This is a genomic window from Janthinobacterium sp. SUN026, from assembly GCF_030397625.1.
GTDB lineage: Bacteria > Pseudomonadota > Gammaproteobacteria > Burkholderiales > Burkholderiaceae_D > Janthinobacterium > Janthinobacterium kumbetense.
This window is the reverse complement of record NZ_JAPQNU010000001.1, coordinates 1,811,590-1,832,603: the sequence shown is the minus strand read 5'-3', so window position 1 is coordinate 1,832,603 and position 21,014 is coordinate 1,811,590. Positions and strand designations below refer to the sequence as shown.

Genomic DNA, 21,014 nt, shown 5'->3' with positions numbered 1-21,014 from the left:
TCAGCAACAGTGCGGCGGCGCACCTGGCACTCCGCCGCCCTGCCGTCCTCCTGGCCCGCCACCCCGCACTCGCGGGCGGCGGCCTCATGGCATTTCACCGGCGATCAGCGCCTCGGCGGCACGGCAGGCGTCACCTTCGGGCTGCAGCGCCAGGATGCGCGCCGCTGCAGCTTGGGCGTCTGCCTGCCCGGCCTGCGCCGTGGCCAGCGCCTGCCGCACCTGTGCCGACCGGCGTGCGCCCTCTTCCCGCATCGCATTCAGCGCCTGGGTCTGGCGCCCGAACAGGCCCTGCACCTCCTGCACTTGCGCCGCGCACGCGGCGCGACCGGCTTCGCGTCCCCAGCGCTGCGCGCAAAACACGGCTGCCCCCAGCAACAGCAGCATGGCCATAATGCTCAACGACGGCTTCATGCCAGCACCTTGCGCGCTGCTGCATACAAGGCCAGGCGTTCGGCCATGCCGTTCACGCCGCCGTTGATGCGGCGCGTCACCCTTTCCTGGTCGCCCGCGTCGGCCAGGCGGTTCAAGCCTCGCGATTGCCAGAACCAGCCCGCCGAGCGACACGCGAACATCGTTTCCTCCAGCAACTGCGGCGCCGCCAGCAAGTCCAGGCCAAGCGACACGCCGCACGCCGCATAATTGGCGCGCCCCGTCACCTGCAGCAAGCCGCGCCCCTTGAAGCGCACGCCGTCGCCGGCAATCACATTGCCCAGATCCGCCCTCCCCTCATAAGCCGCGCCGCTGGCCAGCTCGCGCACATAGCGCAGCTGTCCCGATTCGTGGCCCACCTGTGCCAGGAACGCTGCCTGACGCAGCGGCGTATCAATACCGAATTCGGCCATCGCCGCATTCAAGGGCGCCAAGAACAGCATAGCGCGGCGGCCGGCCAACGGCATGATCTGCATCAATTGCGCGCCTGTCACAGCATGCCCCGCACATCCTTGACGGTCGCGGCCGCATCGGCCGCCAGTTCGCCGATATCCTTGCCACGCCGCTTGTCGAACCAGCGCACGCAGGCGCCCAGCACCCACCAGGCGGGCAAGCCGGCCGCCACCATCAACGGCGCGGCGATGAACAAAAACCCCGTGGCCGGGTCGCCGCCATACAGGCCCGCCACGGTCTTCGCGCTGTCGAACAGGCTGGGCCACCACGACAGCACGGCGGCCACGAGCACGGGGCCGAGAAAGGTGGAAATGATGATGCTGGAACAGAAACGAATGAATGCCTCCTTGGTGGACTGGGGCCACATGAACATGAAGCCCAGCGACGTGGCGGCGGCGCCTGCCAGCACGGGCACGCCAAACAGTTTGATCAATGCGCCGCCGGCGGCGGTGGTTTCGATGGCCATGATTGCCTTTCAGGTGGTGAAAATGAAAAAACCCGCCAAGGCGGGTTTAAGGTAAATATGAAAGATATGGACTAGATAGCTTCAAGTGCCGCGAGGCGCGACTCCAGCGCAGCATGACGCGCCTCTGTTTTGGCCATACGAGCCATGAGGCCACACGCAATAAACAGGTTAAGCTGATCGTTGCGCAAGGAATAGATATCCCCGGCTTCTCTCACCCGCACGTCGCCGCCACCTTCACCGTCGACAGGCGGACGATGACCGTATTCGTCGCCCCACGAGTCGAAGCAGATGAAACCATACTCAAACGGGTCGAGGCCGTTCTGCTCCATGATGACCATGATGCCTTGCACGGTGGCGCCGATGTGCCGGCGCGCGTCGGCCCCCTTGGCCTGGATGGAATCCAGCCACTTGTATGTGCCGACACTTTCAGCGATAGCGATAGCCGCGCTGATTTCTGCCTCATCCATTGGACGGATGGCTGTTTTCAGACGAGCATCCGATGTGTTGATAGCGCCAGTTGCGGCATACACGACGGAGAATCGGTTTGAAGGACCGCCGCACCCCGTCGCGTTGTCTGTAGTGGGGTATAAATAAGCACCATTCATCGCCATGACATCAGAGAGGACGTTGGCCTTCTTAACCTGCCATAAAATCGTTGCCTCTGTACCATTTGTGCAGAGAATACGACCCGCTGTTCCAGTGGCAGAATTTGCAAAGTCATAAATCGCGGGTAAAGTGTCATACGATGACGCTAGGAACGTTCCGTACCCAAGGGTCCCCCTTGAAATAATAGTTGCCGTCGACGGCGCTGTCAGCGTCAGATCAGGTGTGTTGGCACGGAAAAAGCTCAAGTTGCTGAACGTCAATCCACCAGTATCGGTTAAACGGAAACGCTCAGAACCATTCGTCACCATCGTCAACATACCGGCAGCCGGGGCGTTTATACCCGTTCCACTGGTACCAAAGTCCAGCCCGGCCGCCGGTATTCGGACGGTTCCTGTAAAGACCGGACTATTAATGGGCGCTTTAAGCGCAAGTTCTTTTGCCTGTGCTGTTGACACGGGTTTTGCCATATCGCTGGTATTGTCTACTTTATCCAACCCAGCATCAGCCTTGTCGCCTTTAGCGGCCTTTCCGTCCAGCGCAGTTTTTTGCGCGGTGCTGACGGGCTTTTGCGCATCGCTGGTATTGTCCACGCTACCCAGGCCAACATCGGCCTTGCTGCCTGACGTGGCCACCGCTGCAAACTGTGGCTTACCAGTAATGCTGCCCCAAGCCGTAACATATGAGTTCGGCAGCGCATCCGTAATGCCATAGCCAGCCAGCGTCGTCGCGCGTACCGCTTTTTTGGTATCCAACTCGGCCAGTGCCGCCTGTACGTTCGTCGCAACGATTCCGCCCACCGGCGTGCTGACAACTTGCGAGGCCACATTGGTGGGGATCGTCACCCAGGCGCCTGCCTGGAATACTCGCAGGCAGCCGCCGTTCAGCACCGTGTCCCAGTAGGTCGCGCCAGCCAGCAGCGAGTCGCCATTATTGTCAACGTTTGGCGGCAACGCCTTGGCGCCGAGATAGCGCGCATCGAGCGATTTGAGCGCGGCCGCAGCCTTTGATGCAGCGATGGCCGCAGTGCCATCCGACTCAGCGGCCGCGGTTGCTGCAGCCGCCGAGGCCACAGCGCTCGCGGCCGCCGCCGCGGAATTCTGTGGGATATCGACAATATCCTTCGCCTTAGCCAACTGGTTCAGCTGATAGATCAGATCCTGCTGGCCATATTTAAAAACATCAGTCATTACAGCTCCTCGACTTCAATGGTGGTGGCATATGCCTGGAAAGATGGCGTGGTGATGGCGGCTAGGTTGGCTAGGCGCCCATACACCTGGTGAGCCTGCTCGAGCTCGACGTCATCGCTGTCCGGAAACAAGCTGACGAATATCGGGCGCGAGAGGCCATTACCGCGCATGATGCGCCAGAGCTCGGCCCGATCCAGTGGCGTCATGTGGTCGAGTAAAATCGACAGTTTTCGGTACAGTGCACCGCGCTCGACTTTCTGCTCGCCAGCGCTATTGCGGTACAGGATGCTGGTATCGGCTGGCGTGACGCCGGCGCCGTAAGATGCGTTCTGCTCGGGGCTCCACCAGGCACCGGCCACCAGGCGCGCGGCCTCGATGTAGTTGGCCGGGTTTTCCGGGTCGGCCAGGTCGATCACCAGTTTTTTGACGCTGCGCATCTGGAACCAGCTGCGGCCATACGTGCCGCCGCCGTAGCTGAATGCATTCACACCGAGCGGCAGCGCCCCCCAGTTCCACATGCCCAGACGCGCGTACTCGCATGCCGGCACGGTGCCGGTGTCGAAATCGGGCACGATGTCACCTGGCTCGACATAGCCGCGAACGCGAATCGTCGCCGTCGGCGTCAGGTTGCAAAACGGCAGGATCACGCCACCGACAATTTCCGGTGACGGCCAGGTCGCCGTGACGGTCAGAACCGTGCCAATCGAACGCAGCAAATTGAATTTTCCTTCACGCTGCAGATTGGCCGGCCCCAACGCACCGGCCTGGCTCGACGCCGTCAACACTCCGCGATCGACGGCGTTGTCATAGATAATGCGCAAGTTGTTCATACAACTCCTAGTCGTAGATTGAGGCGTCCAGCACTGGCAGCACCAGGCCGCTGGTATTGCCATAAGTTTGGTCTTCGAAATAACCACCCCGTTGCTTTGGCGGGACCTGAAAATCATTTACCAGCACCATGCGAGACGAAATCCTGGCTCCCGTTCGGCGATAACAGGCCAGCCATTCTGTAAAACTGGCACGTGGTGCATCGCGGCTGTAAGTCTCGCGATCGCGATATATAGACGGCACTAAAAATGCAGGGTTGGCTACAATCCCTGGCAGCTCGATACTTGATTCTGCATAGCCAACTGCCAGCCCGCTCACGACTTGCTGCAGCGCCAAATGCAGCTTACCGCTGTCGAAAAGCAACTGGCCGGAGCTATTCCACAATCGTGTCGCCATACTCGCCGATGATATTTCCACTGGCCCCAAAGAGAAGACATATCCAACAGGAAGAACGCTTGGCGTTGGAGTCGATGCAGCATGGAGCGCCACGATACCAGTGTAAATCAGTGCAGAACCACCAAATCCAAACTGATCCTGCGGCCACCACCAAATATCAGCGTCGGTCACTGGGAAAGTCCAAAAAACCATATAAGGTTGTCCATTTGTTGCCGGCAGTCGCCCCGAATAGGAGTGGGACAAATAATCAGACTCCGCGCCATCGCTTGTCACCATAGGAGTCGGGCCAAGCGTGACCCGTCCGATAAACTCCGGTACCAGATTGACGCCGTCGACCAGTCGATGGCCGGCAGCCGTATTAAAAAATATACTCATACAGCAAATACCAATAAGAGCGCCGACCCGCCGTTGAGCGTGGCAGACAGCTGGGAGAATGTCAGAGTGGGATTGGCATCGGCATCGATGCCGGCTATCCAAGTGAAACTGCCAGCGCCTAGCTGGTAGACGCGCAGCGACAGCCCTGTAGCGCCATAAAACGTTTTAACCAGTGGATCACCGACGTTTTGCTGATGCATGCTCAGGAACACTCCACCGGCGACGTTTGGCGTAATCACGGGCCGACCATCAGGTTTGAATGTCCAGATGCTCATCGCGGCCACTTTCCAATCGCCATCGCAATACTACCGTCGGCGTTGTAGAAATACAGGCCTGCGCCAGTCTGGTCGTATCCTTCATTATGGCCCGCAAGCCGATTCGGGCTTTGAATCAGATCGAAAGAGCCACGGGCTGCAGAAAGAACGCCGGAAAAAACTGCCAGCCGGTTCACAATGGAAAAACCGGGCATGTAGATGCTGCCATCGCTCCTGAGTTCGATATACCCGCCAGTTAACGCATTGCCCAATTTCAAACCTTGGGCGCTCAGGTGGAAGCCCCCCAGTCCGTTCGACGGCCAATCGTAGCTGGCCGTTGGATAACCTGGACCGCCGTAAATCTTAACGCCTTTGAACTCGCCGGCCTCGATCTTGCCTGCGTCGATTGAGATAGCACTCAGCTGTCCCACCTTCAGCGCATTCAGGTACGGTGCTGCCCACTTGGTGGTGCCGCTGGCCGGATTAAAAATGCCATCCGAACGGTACAGCGATTCGCCGGCGCCAAACAGCGGCGGCGAACCCTCCCACACCGTGCCGGCGCCCCAGGTATCAATCGGCGGATAGGATGTTGCCCCCTCCGTACTGAGCGTCGCCGGCGCGTTGCCCAGGGACAGCAAACTGGTCTTGCTATAGCAGATCCGTGCCGAATTGCCCGTCACGCCGTCGAAAATCTTGCTGACCGTCTGGCTGGCCGTGTAGGTCAGGCCGTCGACCACGATGGTCGCCGTGACCGTCACGCTGTCGCCCACCATACCGGCATACGCCAGCGTTGCCACGTTACCGACGCGCGTCAGCACGCTGGCGTTGCTGACGGTGAATGTCACCTGACCCTGCATGTTCACCAGGCCCGCCGTGAAATCGATGCTGGCAGGAGCGGCAATTGTCGTGGCCGCCACCTTGAACGCCTGTGCCGTAGCAGCCAGCAGCAGCACGCGATCGTTGGCCGGCGCGAAGCGCGGCACGGTATTCATGATCAGCCTGTCGCGTTCCCCCACAATCGCGCTCATGCCAGCACCCCCACCGTCACTCTGCCCGTCAGCCAGAAGCGCGACAGCAGCACCACCACGCCCGGTACGCCACCCTGCAAGCCAAAGCGTTCAGCGCGCAGTTGTACGGGCTGTCCCAGTTCCAGCATCATCATCTCGGGTTCTCCATCGAATTCGTAAATGGTGCGCGGCACCTTGTTCAAGGCCAGGCGCCGCTGCGCTTCCGCACGGGCGTCGGCCCGCGTCTTCAGGCACGTATCGATCTGCACCGGATCGTCGCTCAGTCGGTAACGGGTGCGCACCGCCGCATCGACGGCCGTCTCCGTCAGCCATTCCGTGGCGTACAAATCCGCATGCGCGGGCGGAATGCTGGTCGTCAGACCCGCCTGCAGCGTGTAGTTGCGGTCGAAGCCGATCTTCACGGCGGCCGTCACGGGCACACGTTGCGCGGGACGCAAAGAACGCTCGCGCATCTGTTCCGGCCCGATTTCCACCGGCACGCCGGCGGCCGGCAGCGCGATCTGCACCAGACGCAGCTGGCCGGTGCGCGACATGATCGCCTGGGCGCCCACGCTGGCCGCCAGTTGCTGGATGGCCTGCGCCTGGTTCGTGCGGTCCGCAACATACAGGCCCACCGGTTGCGGGTGGGCCGCATCGAAAGCGGCCAGATTGAGCAGGTCCAGGTCGGCCAGGGTAAAACGGTCGGCCGCCTTGCCGTAGGCGGTGGCGATACGCTGCACCAGCGGAGCGATGCGCGGCGCATAGCCGCCGCCCTTGTCGCCCTGCACGCTGGCCGTGATCGTGGTGGAAAACGGATCCGTGGTCAGGTTGAAGCGTCCCGCCTGGTCATTCAAGGCCACGGCGATCGGCTTGCCGTTGGTGCGCACCTCGAACGTCGATTCGACCGCGCCAAGAAAACCGTACTCCAGGGTGGCCGGATTGGTCAGCAAGGGCGCCACGTTGTGGCACTCGCCAAACGGCATCGGCAGGATGGCGTCCTTGTTCGGCGTCGTGCCACCCAGCTTGGCTTCGGAAATCGGCGTATTCAGGCGCTGCAGCTTGTCGCGCAGTACCAGGTTGACCGACTCGCGTCCCGCACTGGCCACGTCGGCGATGATGCCGTCGAAGACCAGCTGGAAGGCGGCGCGCGGCCAGGAAGGATCGCCGGCCCATGCCTTGATCGGCCGGTTCATCCAGACGTCATCCAGCCAGCCATCGAGCGCGCCATCGGCGTTATCGAGTTCGATATCGCCGCCCGACAGCCCCGCCTCGCCGGACAGGCTGACCTGTTCCGTGAAGGCCAGGCCACCCTTGGCCAGCGGCTGGTACGCGGTATTCGCCGGCACCTCAACCGGCCCGGTGATGTAGGGTCGGGAAGAGAGATACCGCGTCACCTCGCTGCCATCCACATTCACTTGCGCCTCGATCAGCACCATGCGGATGGCCGACGGGCTTTGCAGCCAATCCTGAAATTGCGCATCGGTCATGCGTATTCTCCTTTCACTGCATTGGCCCAGGCGGATGCCCGGGACGATTTGTCCACGCCATCGACCACCGTCCTGGCGGCGTTGGCGTTCGATTCAAAGGTGGCCTGGATGGTGGCGCCCGTCTGCGCCCGCTGGTCGGCGCGCAAGCCTTCCAATTCGGCTCGCATGGCCTGGTTGTCTTCGCGCAGGCCGCGGATTTCGGCCACCAGTGCGTCGGAACCGACGTTCGCGGCCGACGAGTAGCGCACGGGGTCGAAGACTGCCGCCGCGACCGGGGTTGTCATCGCCGCCAGTGCAGCGATCACGGGTGGATTGCTGAACTGGACGCCAAGATCTGTCGCACCGCCCATCGCTGCCCGCAAGCCGGCAATGGCTTGCGCCACCGTCAGCACGCTGTCATTGATCTTGATCAATCCCGATACCTGGGCATTGAGCGCATCGAGGCTGGCCTGCTGCACATCGACCTGTGCGGCAGCCCATTTCAAGGCTTCCTTGTTCGCTTCCACCACGCGGGCATAATCCGCCGCATAGCGGGCGTCGGAGGCGTTGACCACCTGCGATGCCGTCAAAAACGCCTGTTCGGCGGCGGACAAACCCGATTGCGCCGTCGAATCGCCCGCATTCGCAGCCGCCAGGGTTTTCTCGAACTGGGCCCGCGCTTCCGCATACTTCTGCTCCGGGGTCAGCGTCGACTGGGCGCCCAACGCCATGCTGGCATTGAGCCCGTTCAAGGTCGTCACCCACGATTTCGACTTCTCCAGTGCCGACTTGGCCGCCGCCGATTCCGTCTCGTAGGCCTTGGCCAGCGCATCCTTCGCGCTGGTTACCGCCTTCACGGCCTGGATCTGGTCGAACAGCCCCCGATTCGCTTCAGCGACGCTGGCGCGTTGAGCAGCCAGCAACTGCGCTTCGCTTTGCGTCAGCTGGTTCAACTGCTGTTGCAAGTCGCGCCGTTCGCTGGCGATGTCGCTGGCCGTCTTGCTCACTGCGGCCAGCTCGCCCGTGGCGGCGCTGAGGTCGGCGGCATAGTCGGCAGCGGTCTTGAACGGCTCGGCAAGGGCCAACAGGGATGCGTACAGCTCCGCGGCCCCATCCTGGCCCGTTGCCACGCCATCGGCAGCCGACAGCACGGCAGCCTTGAAGCCATCCATCGTCGTCACTCCAGCCAGGCCCAGTTTGCCCATGGCTTCATTGACCGACCTGGTAATCGGCGCCAGACGTTCCGCCTCGGTCAGGAAGTTTTCCACGAAAAACCCCGTACCACTTGTCAGTTTGTCGATGCCACCAGCCGCATCGATCAGATGTTCGCTCAACTTCACGGCGCCCAGGCCTGTCGTATTGAACGACTTGCCCAGTACGGCCAGCACATCCGTCACTTGCATGTAGTCATTCGCAACGCGCGCCAAGGTTTCCAGATAACCCTCGCCAACCTTCTGGTACTGTTCCAGGCCACCCACACCAAACTTGGCCATATCGTCGCCCAGCTTGGAGAATGCGGCTTCCAGCGCTTTCTGAATCTCGTCACCCTTCAGGTCTTTCAGCGAGATCTTGCCCAGATCGACCACGAAGGACTTCAACCGTACGTTGAATGCATCACCGCCCATTCCCAGCATGCCGGCCGCCGCCTTGACGGTGTCGGACAGGCCGAGAATGACTTTGCTGAATTGATCGTTCGCTTCGCGGTCGAGACCATTCAATGCCGTACGTTTCTTGTCACGGGAAAACCAGCCACCCGACGTCTTCGTATCCGTGTACTGACTGGCCGATACGCCTCCCGCCTGAATGCCGTCCAGCGTAGCCTTGTTCAACATCAGGCCCGTGTCGATCGTCGTCGTTTTACCTCCGAAGATAGAGCCAAGGATGCCGCCCGTGATTTTTCCTACCAGCCCACCTGTCAGCTTATCGAGTGTCAGGCCAATGACGCCGCCCGTGATGGCAACGCCAAGTGCGGAAGAGCCAAACGTCGCCGCACTGCCCTTGGTATCCGGCGCCATGGCGCCCGTCACGCCGGAATTGCGCACCAACAGTCCACCCAAGCCACCTATGCCCGCCACCACCTGGCGCAGCGAGTAAGCCATCGAGGCGGAGTACGCGAGCCCGAGTCCGGAGTTTTTCTCCATGATTTCCAGCGAATTCGCGATCGAATTACTCTTTGCGCTGCTGTCTCCCAATACCGTGCCCGTGCCGGTTGCCGCCTGCCTGTCCTTGGCAGTGGTATCGCCACCACCACCGCCGGAAACGGCGACGCCGATGGCCATCAGCATGCCGGCCACCATGGCGAATGCGCCGATATTGGCTGGAAATGGCGCAGCCAGCGAAGCGGCAAGGGCCGACGTTCCGTAGGCGCTGGACTTGGCCGCTTCCGCGGCAGCCACCGGAGCGACAGATGCAGCAGTACTTGTAACTTCCGCAGTCGTCGCTGCTGTTTTCGCCGTCGTCACCAGGGTGATATTCGTCAGCTTTTCAAACAGCGACTTGGCATTCATGGCAAATTCATAGGCACGGAAGCCTTTTTCCACCTTTTCCATGAGTTCATAGCCGGCCGACTTCTCTTTGAAAAAGCCTTTCGCGGCAGTCGCCATGTCGTGATACTGCTTGACCGTGGCCCTTTTCTTGTTTTCCTGCGCCTTTTCCTGCCCTTTTTCGGACGGGTCTTCCTTCACTTCCTTGGCGAAGTTAAAATCGATATCGTCCTGCGCCTTCCTGAAGCCCAGCAAGGCAGTGGTCATTTTTCCGATGGTGCCGCCGACCTTGCCAAACGCGTGCTCCAGCTTTTCACCGAACGTCTTGGCAAATTCACCCGCCTCCTTCCATTCCGCCTCGCTATATTTGCGTGCAGGGGCTGCCGGAGTTGCCGGTGCTGCCTTTGCCTTGGCATCGGCGGCCTCTTTGCCTGCCGTATCCAGCTTGTCCTGGCGCTGCTCTTCAATCGCAAAAGCGCCATATTTGGCGCCTGCGCCGGCGGTGGCGGCGCTCCCCGCGGCACGGAAAGCCGCCAGCCGCGTATAGGCATTGCCCAGGCCATTGACCACCTTGAAGGCATCGGCCAGCGACTTCGCCTCGCCGGCATTCCATGTCCCCAGGGCCTTCGAGGCGGCGGTGGCATCGCGTGCCTGCTCCGCCAGGGCGCGCAGCAACAGCGCCGACGATTCCGCCTCCGTATTGCTCGCCTTCATGCCCTCGGCCGCAGCCAGGCTGGCCTCGCTGATTGCTTTCAGTACCTGCGCGGTGTCGGTCGCCTTCGTCAAGTCAATGACAAGTTTCAATTCTGTTATCTCTGGCATGATTGGCCCATAAAAAAGCCGCGCATGGCGGCCGGGTTGAAAAATGCGGGTCAGCCCGCCGCATGCTGGTGCGACAGGAACAGCGCGTCGAGCTGGTCCAGCAGCTGGTGCTCGAACGGTTCGATGGCGATGCCGTGGCGCGCCTGCCAGGCGAGGATTTCCGTGCTGGCGATGGGGTTGACGGCCATGCCGTTCTGGCGCTTGCGGTTCAATTGCGCGAACCACTCCCACACGTGGGTCAGTTCGAACGGCATGGGTGGCACCGCCTCCTCGGGCGGCGCGCGGTACAGCGGATGGCGCCGGGCCGCGTCGATATGCTCGCCCTTGGCATGCCCATCGGCCGCCCTCGCGCCGCGCTCGAACTGGTGCCCGGCGTAGCGCAGCAGGCTGGCCGTCAGAGTTTCAAAAAATTCGACTCGTTTTCCAGCGCCGTGGTGACCTTTTCCTGCCAGGTCGGGTATTTTTCAAAGGCCGCTTCCAGCAGCGCGGCATCGAGCGGCACGGGCGCACCGTTGCTGGTGAAGCCGTACCAGCCCGTGACCACGGCCAGGGCCAGGCGCTTCTGGTTGCCATCGATGGCTTGCACCAGCAGTTCCGCGCCTTCGTCGGTGGAGGCGTCGATGGCCGTCTTGCGACGCGCCGATTTTTTATAGCCTTCGGCGCGCACGGCGTTGTTGGCCAGGCGATATTGCTCGCTGTTCTTGCCGACGATGGTCAGGCCGGCCACCGCTTCGCCATCCGCGTCGAAGATGACGGGCACGTCGAAGGTGACGGGAGTGGCAGCCGCGTGGATATTTCCAATGTCGAAACCTGCCTGGATTTTTTGTGCGTTGTTCATGTGTGCTGCTTTCTTGATCAAGGTGAAAAGTAAAAAGGCCGCCATCACGGCGGCCCCGGTGCAAGCGTCAGCCGCTTACAGCGCGCTGTCCTGGATGGTCAAGGTGGTCGCTTCGTGCTGCGCGTCGGCGCCCTTGTAGCGCAGGACGTCGAAGGCGCAGGTGACGATCTTGTTCTTCTCGCCGTCGTCGATCTTGGCCGAGGTGATCTTGATGCGGCCCATGGCCAGCGCCAGCACGTCGGCCGTCGGCGCCGTGCCCGACGCCATGGCGTAGGCCAGCGGGATTTCCGTCTCGGACTTGAAGTAGTCGAGGTAGGTGGCATCCTGCAGCAGCACTGTGAACTGGCCCGAACCCATTACCTTGCCGCGCGAGGCGGCCGTGGCGTACTTCGAGCCGATCACCGGGTCGACCTTGACCTGGCCGTCCAGCGAGACGGACATGCCGGTGCAGATCTGCGACGGGATGCCGTTCACGGACAGCATCGCCGTGGCGCCCGAAAATTTACCGGTGCCCGGCGCGGCCAGCGGCGTGGGGAAGTACGGCACGGCCGTGGTCGGGCCTTCCGCCTTGCCCATCAGAGTGAAGTCCAGGCTGGTGATGCCGTTCGGCTGCACGGCGATATCCATCTTGCTGACCAGCTGGTCGACGAAGCTGCGGTGCACGCCGATCTTCGGATCCTGCACTTCGGCCGTGAACCAGTCGGTGGTGTGGCCCGTCAACGGGGTGAAACTGCGCTTGCCGACCGCCGCCACGCCGACCGAGTCGCCGGCCGCCTTGACGATCATCGCCGAGCCATCCATGAACTGGCCATTCAGGTTGGTGGCCGTCACCGACGTGACGAAGAAATTCTTCGCGTTGTTGGCAGCGGCGGGCGCCGTCATACCGGTGATGCGCACTACGCTGCCGGCACGGAAACCTTCCGCCAGCCAGGAACCGGCGCTGCGCGTCAGGCCGGTGGCGGCGGCGGCGATGGTGGTTTGCGCGGCAGCCACGCCACCGGCCGTGAAGTCGCGGCGCAGCAGCGCAGCCATCAGTGGCGCATACGTGCCGCACGCCGCTTCGGCCTTGATGGCGCCCGTGGTGCGGAAGTTACCCAGGCGGGTATCGCCCTGCTGCTGGCTGGCGTCGATTTCGGCGCTTGCGTATTTGTCCGCTTCCGTGTCGAAAGTGGCCGTGACGCGGGGATAAATCTGGCCGCCGCCGGCGGCAGCCTTGCTGCCTTCGGCGCTTTGTTTGCTGATAACGATCAAGCTGTCGATGCCGTTTGCTGTCGATGCCATAAGTAATACCTTTCGTGGGATGAAAAAAAAGACCGCATCTGCGGTCTTGAGGGGGGGGAACTGCCGATAACCAGGAAAATAAAAAGCCCGCACGCGGTGAGGCGGCGGGCTTGCGTCCGGATGGCGCGGGGCCGTACCGGACGGAAGGTGGGCGAAGGGGCCATGAAGGCCGTTCGCTGCGCTGATTTCCCCTATCGGTGTCGCGCCGAAAGCGCGTCTATTACGAGTGGAGAAGCATGTGATGTACTGCGGGTGTTAGCTGTGTTGCCGTTGCTGCGTGATCGAGACTCTATTGTAGGGGCGTTTTTTTCAGCGCCAGGCATATTGCAAAAAAATTTCAGTGGCCGAGGCGGCGCATGGCGCGGGCGCCGTGCGACTGGAAGATGGCTTCCAGTTCGCTGACCATATCCTTGATGCGTTCGAGCTCGAAGCCGCCGGAGCAGCTGATGGCCGCTTCGCCGGCGCCGCGGCAAGCCTGGCAGACGAGCGGCGCGCCGGCCTGCATGGCAGCGACGACGCCCGTGCCGTGGCAGACCTTGCATTTGCTGTCGAGCCAATGCGCGAGCGACGCTTCGGCCACGCGGCGGTACAAGGTGTTGGCCGCCTGCGCATCCCAGGCCGTCTGCGCCTTGACCCAGCGCCGCGCGCGGCCCTTCTGCGTCACGGCCGCCGTCCAGGCGCGCAGCAATTGGGCCAGGTTGCCCGCATTGCCTTCGAACAGGCGGCTGACGGTGCCGTCCGCGTATTTGACGCGGCACAGCAAGGCGCCCATGTCGCCGGCCAGCGCGGCGGCCGCGATCACGTCCAGGTCGTGGTGGACGGCATCGTCGCGCAGGTTCTGCGACGACAGCGATGCGATGAATTTTTCTGCAAACCCCATGATTTCTCCTCGTTGATTCTTGTTTCAGTTACCCGCCGGGCCAAACAGGGCCGCCACCAGCGGATCGCGGCGCGCCGCGCCACGCGCCCAGCTGGCCGTGCGGCGCACTTGCGGCGGCAATTCGGCCCAGCCATCGACGTCGTCGTCCTGTTCCCCCAGCGCGTACAGGGCGGGCCGCTGGCGCCCCGGCTCCGTGCAATGGCGCTGCGCCAGGTGGATCTGTCCCAGGCCGCACATGTGGCGCAGATAGCGGCTCATGGTGCCCGCATCGAGTCCCAGCAAGGCGGACAACTGCGCCGCGCTGGCCTGGCCCTGCTCGCGGATGTACTGCGCGATGCGGGCGATATGCAGCTGCGACTTCTTGCTGCGTCCCTGTAACTGGCGCCCCTGCCGTGGCGCCGCCCTGCTTTCAACCAACTGACTGCTGTTCAACATCTGCCTGACCTCCCGTGGTGCTGCCCGCCGGCAAACGCTGTAGTGCGTTTGCGACAGGCAATGAGTGGACTTTATCAATCGCTAATGTTAAAGTCAAGCATTTGGTAATTTATCAAACGGTAAATTTCAGGTTTAATGTGGAGATGAATATGTATCAATACAGACGCGACCGCCTGCTGGCCCTGATCCGCGAGCACTACGACAACACGCGCAAGAAAATTTCCGACGTCAGCGGCTGGAGCGAGGCGCGCATCTCGCAAATCCTCTCGCCCACCTACCGCGAGGGGCGCGCCTTCAGCGAAAAGATCGCGCGCAAGCTGGAAGCGGACCTGCAACTGGACAGCATGTATTTCGACCAGGGCGCGGCGCCCGACCAGGCGGCCATGGCAGCACGCACGCTGGCCGGCGTGCAGCCCGTGGTCGTGGAAGATGGAGAAGATGAACGCTTTTACCCGATCCGCAAGGTGAAACTGCGCCTGTCGGCGGGCATCACGGGCTTTGCCATCGAACCGGAAACGCACGACGGCAGCACCATCAGCGTGCCGCGCAGCTGGATCGAGCGCAATGGCTACCACCCGGAAAAACTGGTGGCGATCAAGGTCAAGGGCGAGAGCATGGAACCGGCCCTGTACGAGGACGACGTGGTGATCATCAATACGGCCGATAACCGGCCGGCCGATGGCATCGTGTTTGCCATCAATTACGAAGGCGAACCGGTGGTCAAGCGCATGGCGCGCGATATCGGCGAATGGTGGCTGACGTCGGACAACCCGGACCAGCGCAAATACCACCGCAAGCTGTGCCGCGGCAATGAATGCCTGATCGTCGGCAGGGTCGTGCGCAAGGAAAGCGACCGGATTTGAAAGCGAAGTTTATCAAACGATAAACTTCGCTCACGGCAGGGCGCTTACGCCAGCGCCGCCTGGATCTGCTGCAGCGATGCCGGATCGTCCATCGACGTCAGGTCGCCCGGGCTGCGGCCTTCGCAGATGGCCTGGATCGAACGGCGCAGCAATTTGCCCGAGCGCGTCTTCGGCAGTTGCGGCACGAACAGCACGCGGGCCGGCCGCGCCACGGCGCCCAGCTGGCGGTCGACGACGGCCATCACTTCGCGCTCCAGCACCGCTTTCGCCTCGACACTGTCGAAGCCCCGCGGGTCCTTCAGGATCACGAAAGCCATCGCCACCTGGCCTTTGAGCTTGTCTTCCACGCCGACCACCGCCACTTCCGACACGTTCGGATGGCTGGTGATGCTTTCCTCGATTTCGCGCGTGCCCAGGCGGTGGCCGGCCACGTTGATCACGTCGTCGGTGCGGCCCAAAATGAAGTAATAGCCATCCGCGTCGCGCACGCCCCAGTCGAAGGTGGAATACACTTGCCGTTCGCTGAAGGTGGACCAGTAGGTGTCGACGAAGCGCGCGTCGTCGCCGTACACCGTCTGCATGCAGCCGGGCGGCAGCGGGCCTTCCAGCACCAGCACGCCCTTCTCGTTGGCGCCGCACTCCTCGCCCGTCGCCTCGTTGAGCAGCTTGACCTGGTAACCGTACATGGCCAGGCCGGGGCTGCCCAGGCGCGTGGGCGTGTTGGCAACACCCTTGGCCACCGAGAGGATCGGCCAGCCCGTCTCCGTCTGCCAGTAGTTGTCGATGATGTCCACTTTCAGTTCGTCGGAGATCCATTGCGACGTGGTTTCATCGAGCGGCTCGCCCGCCAGGTACAGCGCCTTCAATGACGACAGGTCGTATTTGCGCATCAGTTCCACCGGGTGCTTGCGCAGCACGCGGATGGCCGTCGGCGCCGAGAACATGCGCGTGACCTTGTATTTTTCAACGATGCTCCACCAGATGCCCGCATCGGGACAGATGGGCAAGCCCTCGTACAGGATGGTGGCCATGCCGGCGATCAGCGGGCCATACACGATGTAGGAATGGCCCACCACCCAGCCGATATCCGAAGTGGCAAAGAAGGTTTCGCCGGGCTTGCCGCAAAATGTGTACTGCATCGACGACGCCAGCGCCACCGCATAGCCGCCCACGTCGCGCTGCACGCCTTTCGGCTTGCCCGTCGTGCCCGAGGTGTACAGCACATACGACGGTTCGTTCGATTCGAGCCAGGTGACGGGCACCTGCGCATCCAGGTGCTGCTCGCGCAGGGCAGCGTAATCGACGTCCCGGCCCGGCGTCAGTTCCATCGGCACCAGCTGGCGGTCGACCAGCAACACCCGCTGCGGCTTGTGCGCGGCGATGCGGATGGCTTCGTCGAGCAGCGGTTTGTAGGCAATCGCCTTGCCATTGCGCGAACCGGCATCGGCGGAAAACACCAATTTGGGCTGCGCATCGTCGATGCGGCTGGCAAGGCTATTGGCGGCAAAGCCGCCGAACACCACGGAATGCACGGCGCCGATGCGCGCGCAGGCGAGCATGGCGAACGCCGCCTCGGCGATCATCGGCATGTAGATCAGGACGCGGTCGCCCTTGACCACGCCCAGCGACAGCAGGATGGCGGCGCAGCGCTCCACTTCGCGCTGCAGTTCGCGAGAGCTGTAGCTGCGCTCGGTATTCGTTTCGGTGGAAATGGCGATCAGCGCGGCCGCATCGCCCTGGCTTTCCACCCAGCGGTCGACGGCGTTATGACACAAATTGGTGGTGCCGCCGACAAACCACTTGGCGAACGGCGGGCGGGAATAATCGAGCACTTGCGAAAACGGGGCATGCCAGGCTATCTTGTCCGCTTCCTCGCGCCAGAAAACGTCAGGCGTGTCGATCGAGCGTTGATAAAATGCTGCGAAATTCATGTCTCCTCCGGTAGGCTTGCAATCTGTTGTAGTTGCTGCTCGTTCCTGTTCTGGTGATCTGTTCGCGCAAGCACCCTCCGCTCCGTGCCGCCACTTGCAGGGCAGGTATCGGCCGGACCAGTTGCGGTCCGGCCTGGGCGGGTTATGCGCTAAAGGCGTCGCCAGGAATGCGCACAGTCCCTTCCATCAGCACGCGCGCGCTGCGGCTCATGATGGCCTTGGTGACGCTCCACACGCCATCGGCCAACGCCGCTTCCGCGCCCACCATCAGGGTGCCGGACGGGTGACCGAAGCGCACCGAGTTACGGGGACCGCCACCGGCCGCCAGGTTGACCAGGGTGCCGGGAATGGCTGCCGCCGTGCCGATGGCGACAGCGGCCGTGCCCATCATGGCATGATGTAATTTACCCATCGACATGGCGCGCACCAGCAAGTCGATCTCGCCCGCTGCCACCTGCTTGCCGCTGGACGAGACATAGCCGGCAGGCCTGGCGACAATTGCCACTTTCGGCGTGTGCTGGCGTTTCGCCGCTTCATCGAGATGCGCGATGAGTCCCATGCGCAAGGCGCCATGCGCGCGGATGGTTTCGAAGCGGGCCAGCGCCACCGGATCGCCATTGATGGCGTCCTGCAGTTCCGTGCCCGTGTAGCCGATGGCGTCCGCATCGACAAAAATCGTCGGGATGCCGGCGTTGATCATCGTGACCTTTAAAACACCGATGCCGGGTACGTCCAGGTCATCGACAAGGTTGCCGGTAGGAAACATAGCCGAGCTGGCCCCATCGCCGCCCTCCTCGTCTGCCGCCGGATCGAGAAATTCCAGTTTCACTTCGGCGGCCGGGAAAGTCACGCCATCGAGTTCGAAGTCGCCCGTTTCCTGCACTTCGCTATGCGTCATGGGCACGTGGGCGATGATGGTCTTGCCGATATTGGCTTGCCAGATGCGCACCGTGGCGATGCCGTTTGCAGGCACGCGCGCGGGGTCCACCAGGCCGCTGGCGATGGCGAACGAGCCGACGGCGGCCGACAGGTTGCCGCAATTGCCGCTCCAGTCGACGAAAGGCTTGTCGATGGAGACCTGGCCGAACAGGTAGTCGACGTCGTGGTCAAGCTTGGCGCTTTTTGCCAGGATCACCGTCTTGCTGGTACTGGACGTGGCGCCGCCCATGCCGTCGATCTGCTTGCCGTAGGGGTCTGGGCTGCCGATCACGCGCAGCAGCAGCGCATCGCGCGCGGCGCCCGGCACTTGCGCGCTGGCCGGCAAATCCTGCAGGCGGAAAAACACGCCCTTGCTGGTGCCGCCGCGCATGTAGGTGGCGGGGATTTTGATTTGGGGTACGTGGGTCATAGGATTTCCTGAAAAGCCGGGCAGCGCGCGCCTGCGCTCCACCCGGTGAATGACGAACTGCTTACGCTGCCTTGGACGACTCGAGGAAATCCTGCGCGAATCGCTGAAGAACGCCGCCCGCCTCGTAGATCGACACCTCTTCCGCCGTATCGAGACGGCAGGTGACGGGCACTTCGACCGTTTCGCCGTTCTTGCGGTGGATCAGCAAGGTCAGGGTGGAACGCGGCGTGCGCTCGCCGACGACGTCATAGGTTTCGCTGCCGTCCAGGCCCAGGGTCTTGCGGTTCACGCCAGCCAAAAATTCCAGCGGCAAGACGCCCATGCCCACCAGGTTGGTACGGTGGATGCGTTCGAAACCTTCGGCCACGATGGCTTCCACACCGGCCAGACGCACGCCCTTGGCGGCCCAGTCGCGCGAGGAGCCCTGGCCATAGTCGGCGCCGGCGATGATGATCAATGGCTGCTTGCGCTCCATGTACACCTCGATGGCTTCCCACATGCGCGAGATTTTGCCTTCCGGCTCGATGCGCGTGAGCGAACCGGCTTTCACTTTGCCGTCCTCGATGACCATCTCGTTCTTCAGGGTCGGGTTGGCAAACGTGGCGCGCTGCGCCGTCAGATGGTCGCCCCGGTGCGTGGCGTAGGAATTAAAGTCTTCCTCGGGCAAGCCCATTTTCGCCAGGTATTCCCCGGCCGCGCTATCGAGCATGATGGCGTTCGACGGCGACAGGTGGTCGGTGGTGATGTTGTCGCCCAGGACGGCCAGCGGACGCATGCCTTTCAAGGGACGCGCGCCAGCCAGCGCGCCTTCCCAGTACGGCGGACGGCGGATGTATGTCGTCTGCGGACGCCAGTCGTACAGCGGGCTGACCTTGATGCCGTCGTCCGCCTGTGCGGCGAACATCGGAATGTACACCTTGCGGAACTGCTCCGGCTTGACGCTGGAAGCGACGATGGCGTCGATTTCCTCGTCCGACGGCCAGATATCCTTGAGCAGAATCGGCTTGCCATCCGCATCATGGCCCAGCACATCCTTCTCGATATCGAAGCGGATGGTGCCGGCGATCGCATACGCCACCACCAGCGGCGGCGAGGCAAGGAACGCCTGTTTCGCGTACGGATGGATGCGGCCGTCGAAGTTGCGGTTGCCCGACAAGACGGCCGTGGCGTACAGGTCGCGCGACACCACTTCATCCTGGATCACGGGGTCGAGCGCGCCCGACATGCCGTTGCACGAGGTACAGGCAAACGCCACGACGCCAAAGCCCAGTTGTTCCAGCTCCGGCATCAGACCCGCTTCCTGAAGGTACAGCTCCACGGTTTTCGAGCCGGGCGCCAGCGACGATTTCACCCACGGCTTGCGGGTCAGGCCCAGGCGGTTCGCATTGCGCGCGATCAAACCGGCGGCGATCATGTTGCGCGGGTTGTTCGTGTTGGTGCAGCTGGTGATGGCGGCGATGATGACGGCGCCGTCCGGCATCTTGCCCGGCTCGTTTTCCACCACGCCGGAAATGCCCCGCGCGGCCAGCTCCGACGTCGGCACGCGGTTGTGCGGATTCGACGGGCCGGCGATATTGCGCACGACGGACGACAGGTCGAAGCTCAAGACGCGCTCGTACTGCGCGTCCACCAGGCTGTCGGCCCACAGGCCCGTCTCTTTGGCGTACAGCTCCACCAGCTTCACCAGTTCGTCGTCGCGGCCCGTCAGTTTCAAATACTTGATGGTTTGCGCGTCGATGTAGAACATGGCGGCCGTGGCGCCGAACTCCGGCGCCATGTTGGAAATCGTGGCGCGGTCGCCCAGGGTCAGGTGCGCAGCGCCTTCGCCAAAGAATTCCAGGTATGACGAGACGACCTTCTGCTTGCGCAGGAACTCCGTCAGCGCCAGCACCGTGTCGGTGGCCGTGATGCCCGGCTGCGGTTTACCCGTCAGCTTGACGCCGATGATATCCGGCAGGCGCATCCACGAGGCGCGGCCCAGCATCACGCTTTCCGCTTCCAGGCCGCCCACGCCGATGGCGATCACGCCCAGCGCATCGACCATCGGCGTGTGCGAATCCGTGCCCACCAGCGTATCGGGATAGGCTACACCATTTTGCACCTGGATCACGGGCGACATGCGCTCAAGATTGATCTGGTGCAAGATGCCGTTGCCCGGCGGAATCACATCGACGTTTTTAAAAGCCTTCTTGGTCCAGTCGATGAAGTCGAAACGGTCTTCGTTGCGGCGGTCCTCAATGGCGCGGTTCTTGGCGAAGGCGTCGGGGTCGAAACCGCCGCATTCGACGGCCAGCGAGTGGTCGACCACCAGCTGCGTCGGCACGACGGGGTTGACGAGGGCCGGGTCGCCGCCCTGGGCCGCGATGGCGTCGCGCAAGCCGGCCAGGTCGACCAGGGCCGTCTGGCCCAGGATGTCATGGCAGACGACGCGCGCGGGGAACCACGGGAAGTCCAGGTCGCGGCGGCGTTCGATGAATTGGCTCAGCGAAGCGTTCAGGGTCGCCGGGTCGCACCGGCGCACCAGGTTTTCCGCCAGCACGCGCGAGGTGTAGGGCAAGGTGGCGTAGGCGCCTGGCTGGATCGCATCGACGGCGGCACGCGTGTCGAAGTAGTCTAGCTGGGTGCCCGGCAAGGATTTGCGGTACAAGGTATTCACGGGGGTACTC

Annotated in this window: 19 protein-coding genes; 1 reads left to right on the top strand and 18 read right to left on the bottom strand. The window is 62.6% G+C overall.

Annotated features, from left to right (window positions below; all coding sequences use genetic code 11):
- Positions 1-84 precede the first annotated feature (84 nt).
- The 15 genes from OX459_RS08390 to OX459_RS08320 form a co-directional block, all read right to left on the bottom strand.
- A complete protein-coding gene (locus OX459_RS08390) occupies positions 85-411 on the bottom strand; it encodes a hypothetical protein (RefSeq protein ID WP_289904562.1) in 327 nt (108 codons plus the stop codon).
- Entirely contained in the window at positions 408-905 is a 498-nt protein-coding gene (locus OX459_RS08385; protein ID WP_289904561.1) for a glycoside hydrolase family 19 protein, read from the bottom strand. The genes OX459_RS08390 and OX459_RS08385 overlap by 4 nt, the downstream gene beginning before the upstream one ends.
- A gap of 14 nt (positions 906-919) precedes the next feature.
- Complete coding sequence (locus OX459_RS08380) at positions 920-1,348, bottom strand: hypothetical protein (protein ID WP_289904560.1); 429 nt, start codon at positions 1,346-1,348, stop codon at positions 920-922.
- Between the two features lie 71 nt (positions 1,349-1,419).
- Positions 1,420-3,141, bottom strand: coding sequence for a tail fiber domain-containing protein (locus OX459_RS08375; protein WP_289904558.1), 1,722 nt, complete (start codon positions 3,139-3,141; stop codon positions 1,420-1,422).
- Positions 3,141-3,971, bottom strand: coding sequence for a hypothetical protein (locus OX459_RS08370; RefSeq protein ID WP_289904557.1), 831 nt, complete (start codon positions 3,969-3,971; stop codon positions 3,141-3,143). The genes OX459_RS08375 and OX459_RS08370 overlap by 1 nt, the downstream gene beginning before the upstream one ends.
- A gap of 7 nt (positions 3,972-3,978) precedes the next feature.
- A complete protein-coding gene (locus OX459_RS08365; RefSeq protein WP_289904555.1) occupies positions 3,979-4,740 on the bottom strand; it encodes a hypothetical protein in 762 nt (253 codons plus the stop codon).
- A complete protein-coding gene (locus OX459_RS08360) occupies positions 4,737-5,015 on the bottom strand; it encodes a hypothetical protein (protein WP_289904554.1) in 279 nt (92 codons plus the stop codon). Before OX459_RS08360 ends, OX459_RS08365 begins: the two co-directional genes overlap by 4 nt.
- Entirely contained in the window at positions 5,012-6,022 is a 1,011-nt protein-coding gene (locus tag OX459_RS08355; protein WP_289904552.1) for a hypothetical protein, read from the bottom strand. Before OX459_RS08355 ends, OX459_RS08360 begins: the two co-directional genes overlap by 4 nt.
- Entirely contained in the window at positions 6,019-7,488 is a 1,470-nt protein-coding gene (locus OX459_RS08350; protein WP_289904551.1) for a hypothetical protein, read from the bottom strand. The genes OX459_RS08355 and OX459_RS08350 overlap by 4 nt, the downstream gene beginning before the upstream one ends.
- Entirely contained in the window at positions 7,485-10,754 is a 3,270-nt protein-coding gene (locus OX459_RS08345) for a hypothetical protein (protein WP_289904550.1), read from the bottom strand. The genes OX459_RS08350 and OX459_RS08345 overlap by 4 nt, the downstream gene beginning before the upstream one ends.
- A gap of 68 nt (positions 10,755-10,822) precedes the next feature.
- The gene (locus OX459_RS08340; protein WP_289904549.1) at positions 10,823-11,026 is read right to left on the bottom strand and encodes a hypothetical protein; all 204 of its coding nucleotides are present in this window, start codon (positions 11,024-11,026) and stop codon (positions 10,823-10,825) included.
- Positions 11,027-11,166: 140 nt separating this feature from the next.
- Complete coding sequence (locus OX459_RS08335; RefSeq protein WP_070289666.1) at positions 11,167-11,610, bottom strand: hypothetical protein; 444 nt, start codon at positions 11,608-11,610, stop codon at positions 11,167-11,169.
- A gap of 75 nt (positions 11,611-11,685) precedes the next feature.
- Positions 11,686-12,891, bottom strand: coding sequence for a phage tail tube protein (locus OX459_RS08330; RefSeq protein ID WP_289904548.1), 1,206 nt, complete (start codon positions 12,889-12,891; stop codon positions 11,686-11,688).
- A 337-nt stretch (positions 12,892-13,228) separates the two neighbouring features.
- Positions 13,229-13,771, bottom strand: a complete 543-nt coding sequence (locus OX459_RS08325) for a hypothetical protein (protein WP_289897415.1) — start codon at positions 13,769-13,771, stop codon at positions 13,229-13,231.
- Between the two features lie 24 nt (positions 13,772-13,795).
- Positions 13,796-14,206, bottom strand: a complete 411-nt coding sequence (locus OX459_RS08320; protein ID WP_289897414.1) for a hypothetical protein — start codon at positions 14,204-14,206, stop codon at positions 13,796-13,798.
- A gap of 149 nt (positions 14,207-14,355) precedes the next feature.
- Between OX459_RS08320 and OX459_RS08315 the strand changes: the two genes are divergently transcribed.
- A complete protein-coding gene (locus tag OX459_RS08315) occupies positions 14,356-15,069 on the top strand; it encodes a S24 family peptidase (protein WP_289904547.1) in 714 nt (237 codons plus the stop codon).
- A 44-nt stretch (positions 15,070-15,113) separates the two neighbouring features.
- Here OX459_RS08315 and OX459_RS08310 read toward each other — a convergent pair whose 3' ends face one another.
- From OX459_RS08310 to acnD, 3 genes are all read right to left on the bottom strand, one after another.
- The gene (locus OX459_RS08310) at positions 15,114-17,000 is read right to left on the bottom strand and encodes a propionate--CoA ligase (RefSeq protein WP_289904546.1); all 1,887 of its coding nucleotides are present in this window, start codon (positions 16,998-17,000) and stop codon (positions 15,114-15,116) included.
- A gap of 142 nt (positions 17,001-17,142) precedes the next feature.
- Positions 17,143-18,348 (bottom strand): 2-methylaconitate cis-trans isomerase PrpF, encoded by a 1,206-nt coding sequence (gene prpF, locus OX459_RS08305; RefSeq protein ID WP_289904545.1) that lies wholly within the window; start codon positions 18,346-18,348, stop codon positions 17,143-17,145.
- Positions 18,349-18,409: 61 nt separating this feature from the next.
- Positions 18,410-21,004 (bottom strand): Fe/S-dependent 2-methylisocitrate dehydratase AcnD, encoded by a 2,595-nt coding sequence (gene acnD, locus OX459_RS08300; protein ID WP_289904834.1) that lies wholly within the window; start codon positions 21,002-21,004, stop codon positions 18,410-18,412.
- Between the last annotated feature and the right edge of the window lie 10 nt (positions 21,005-21,014).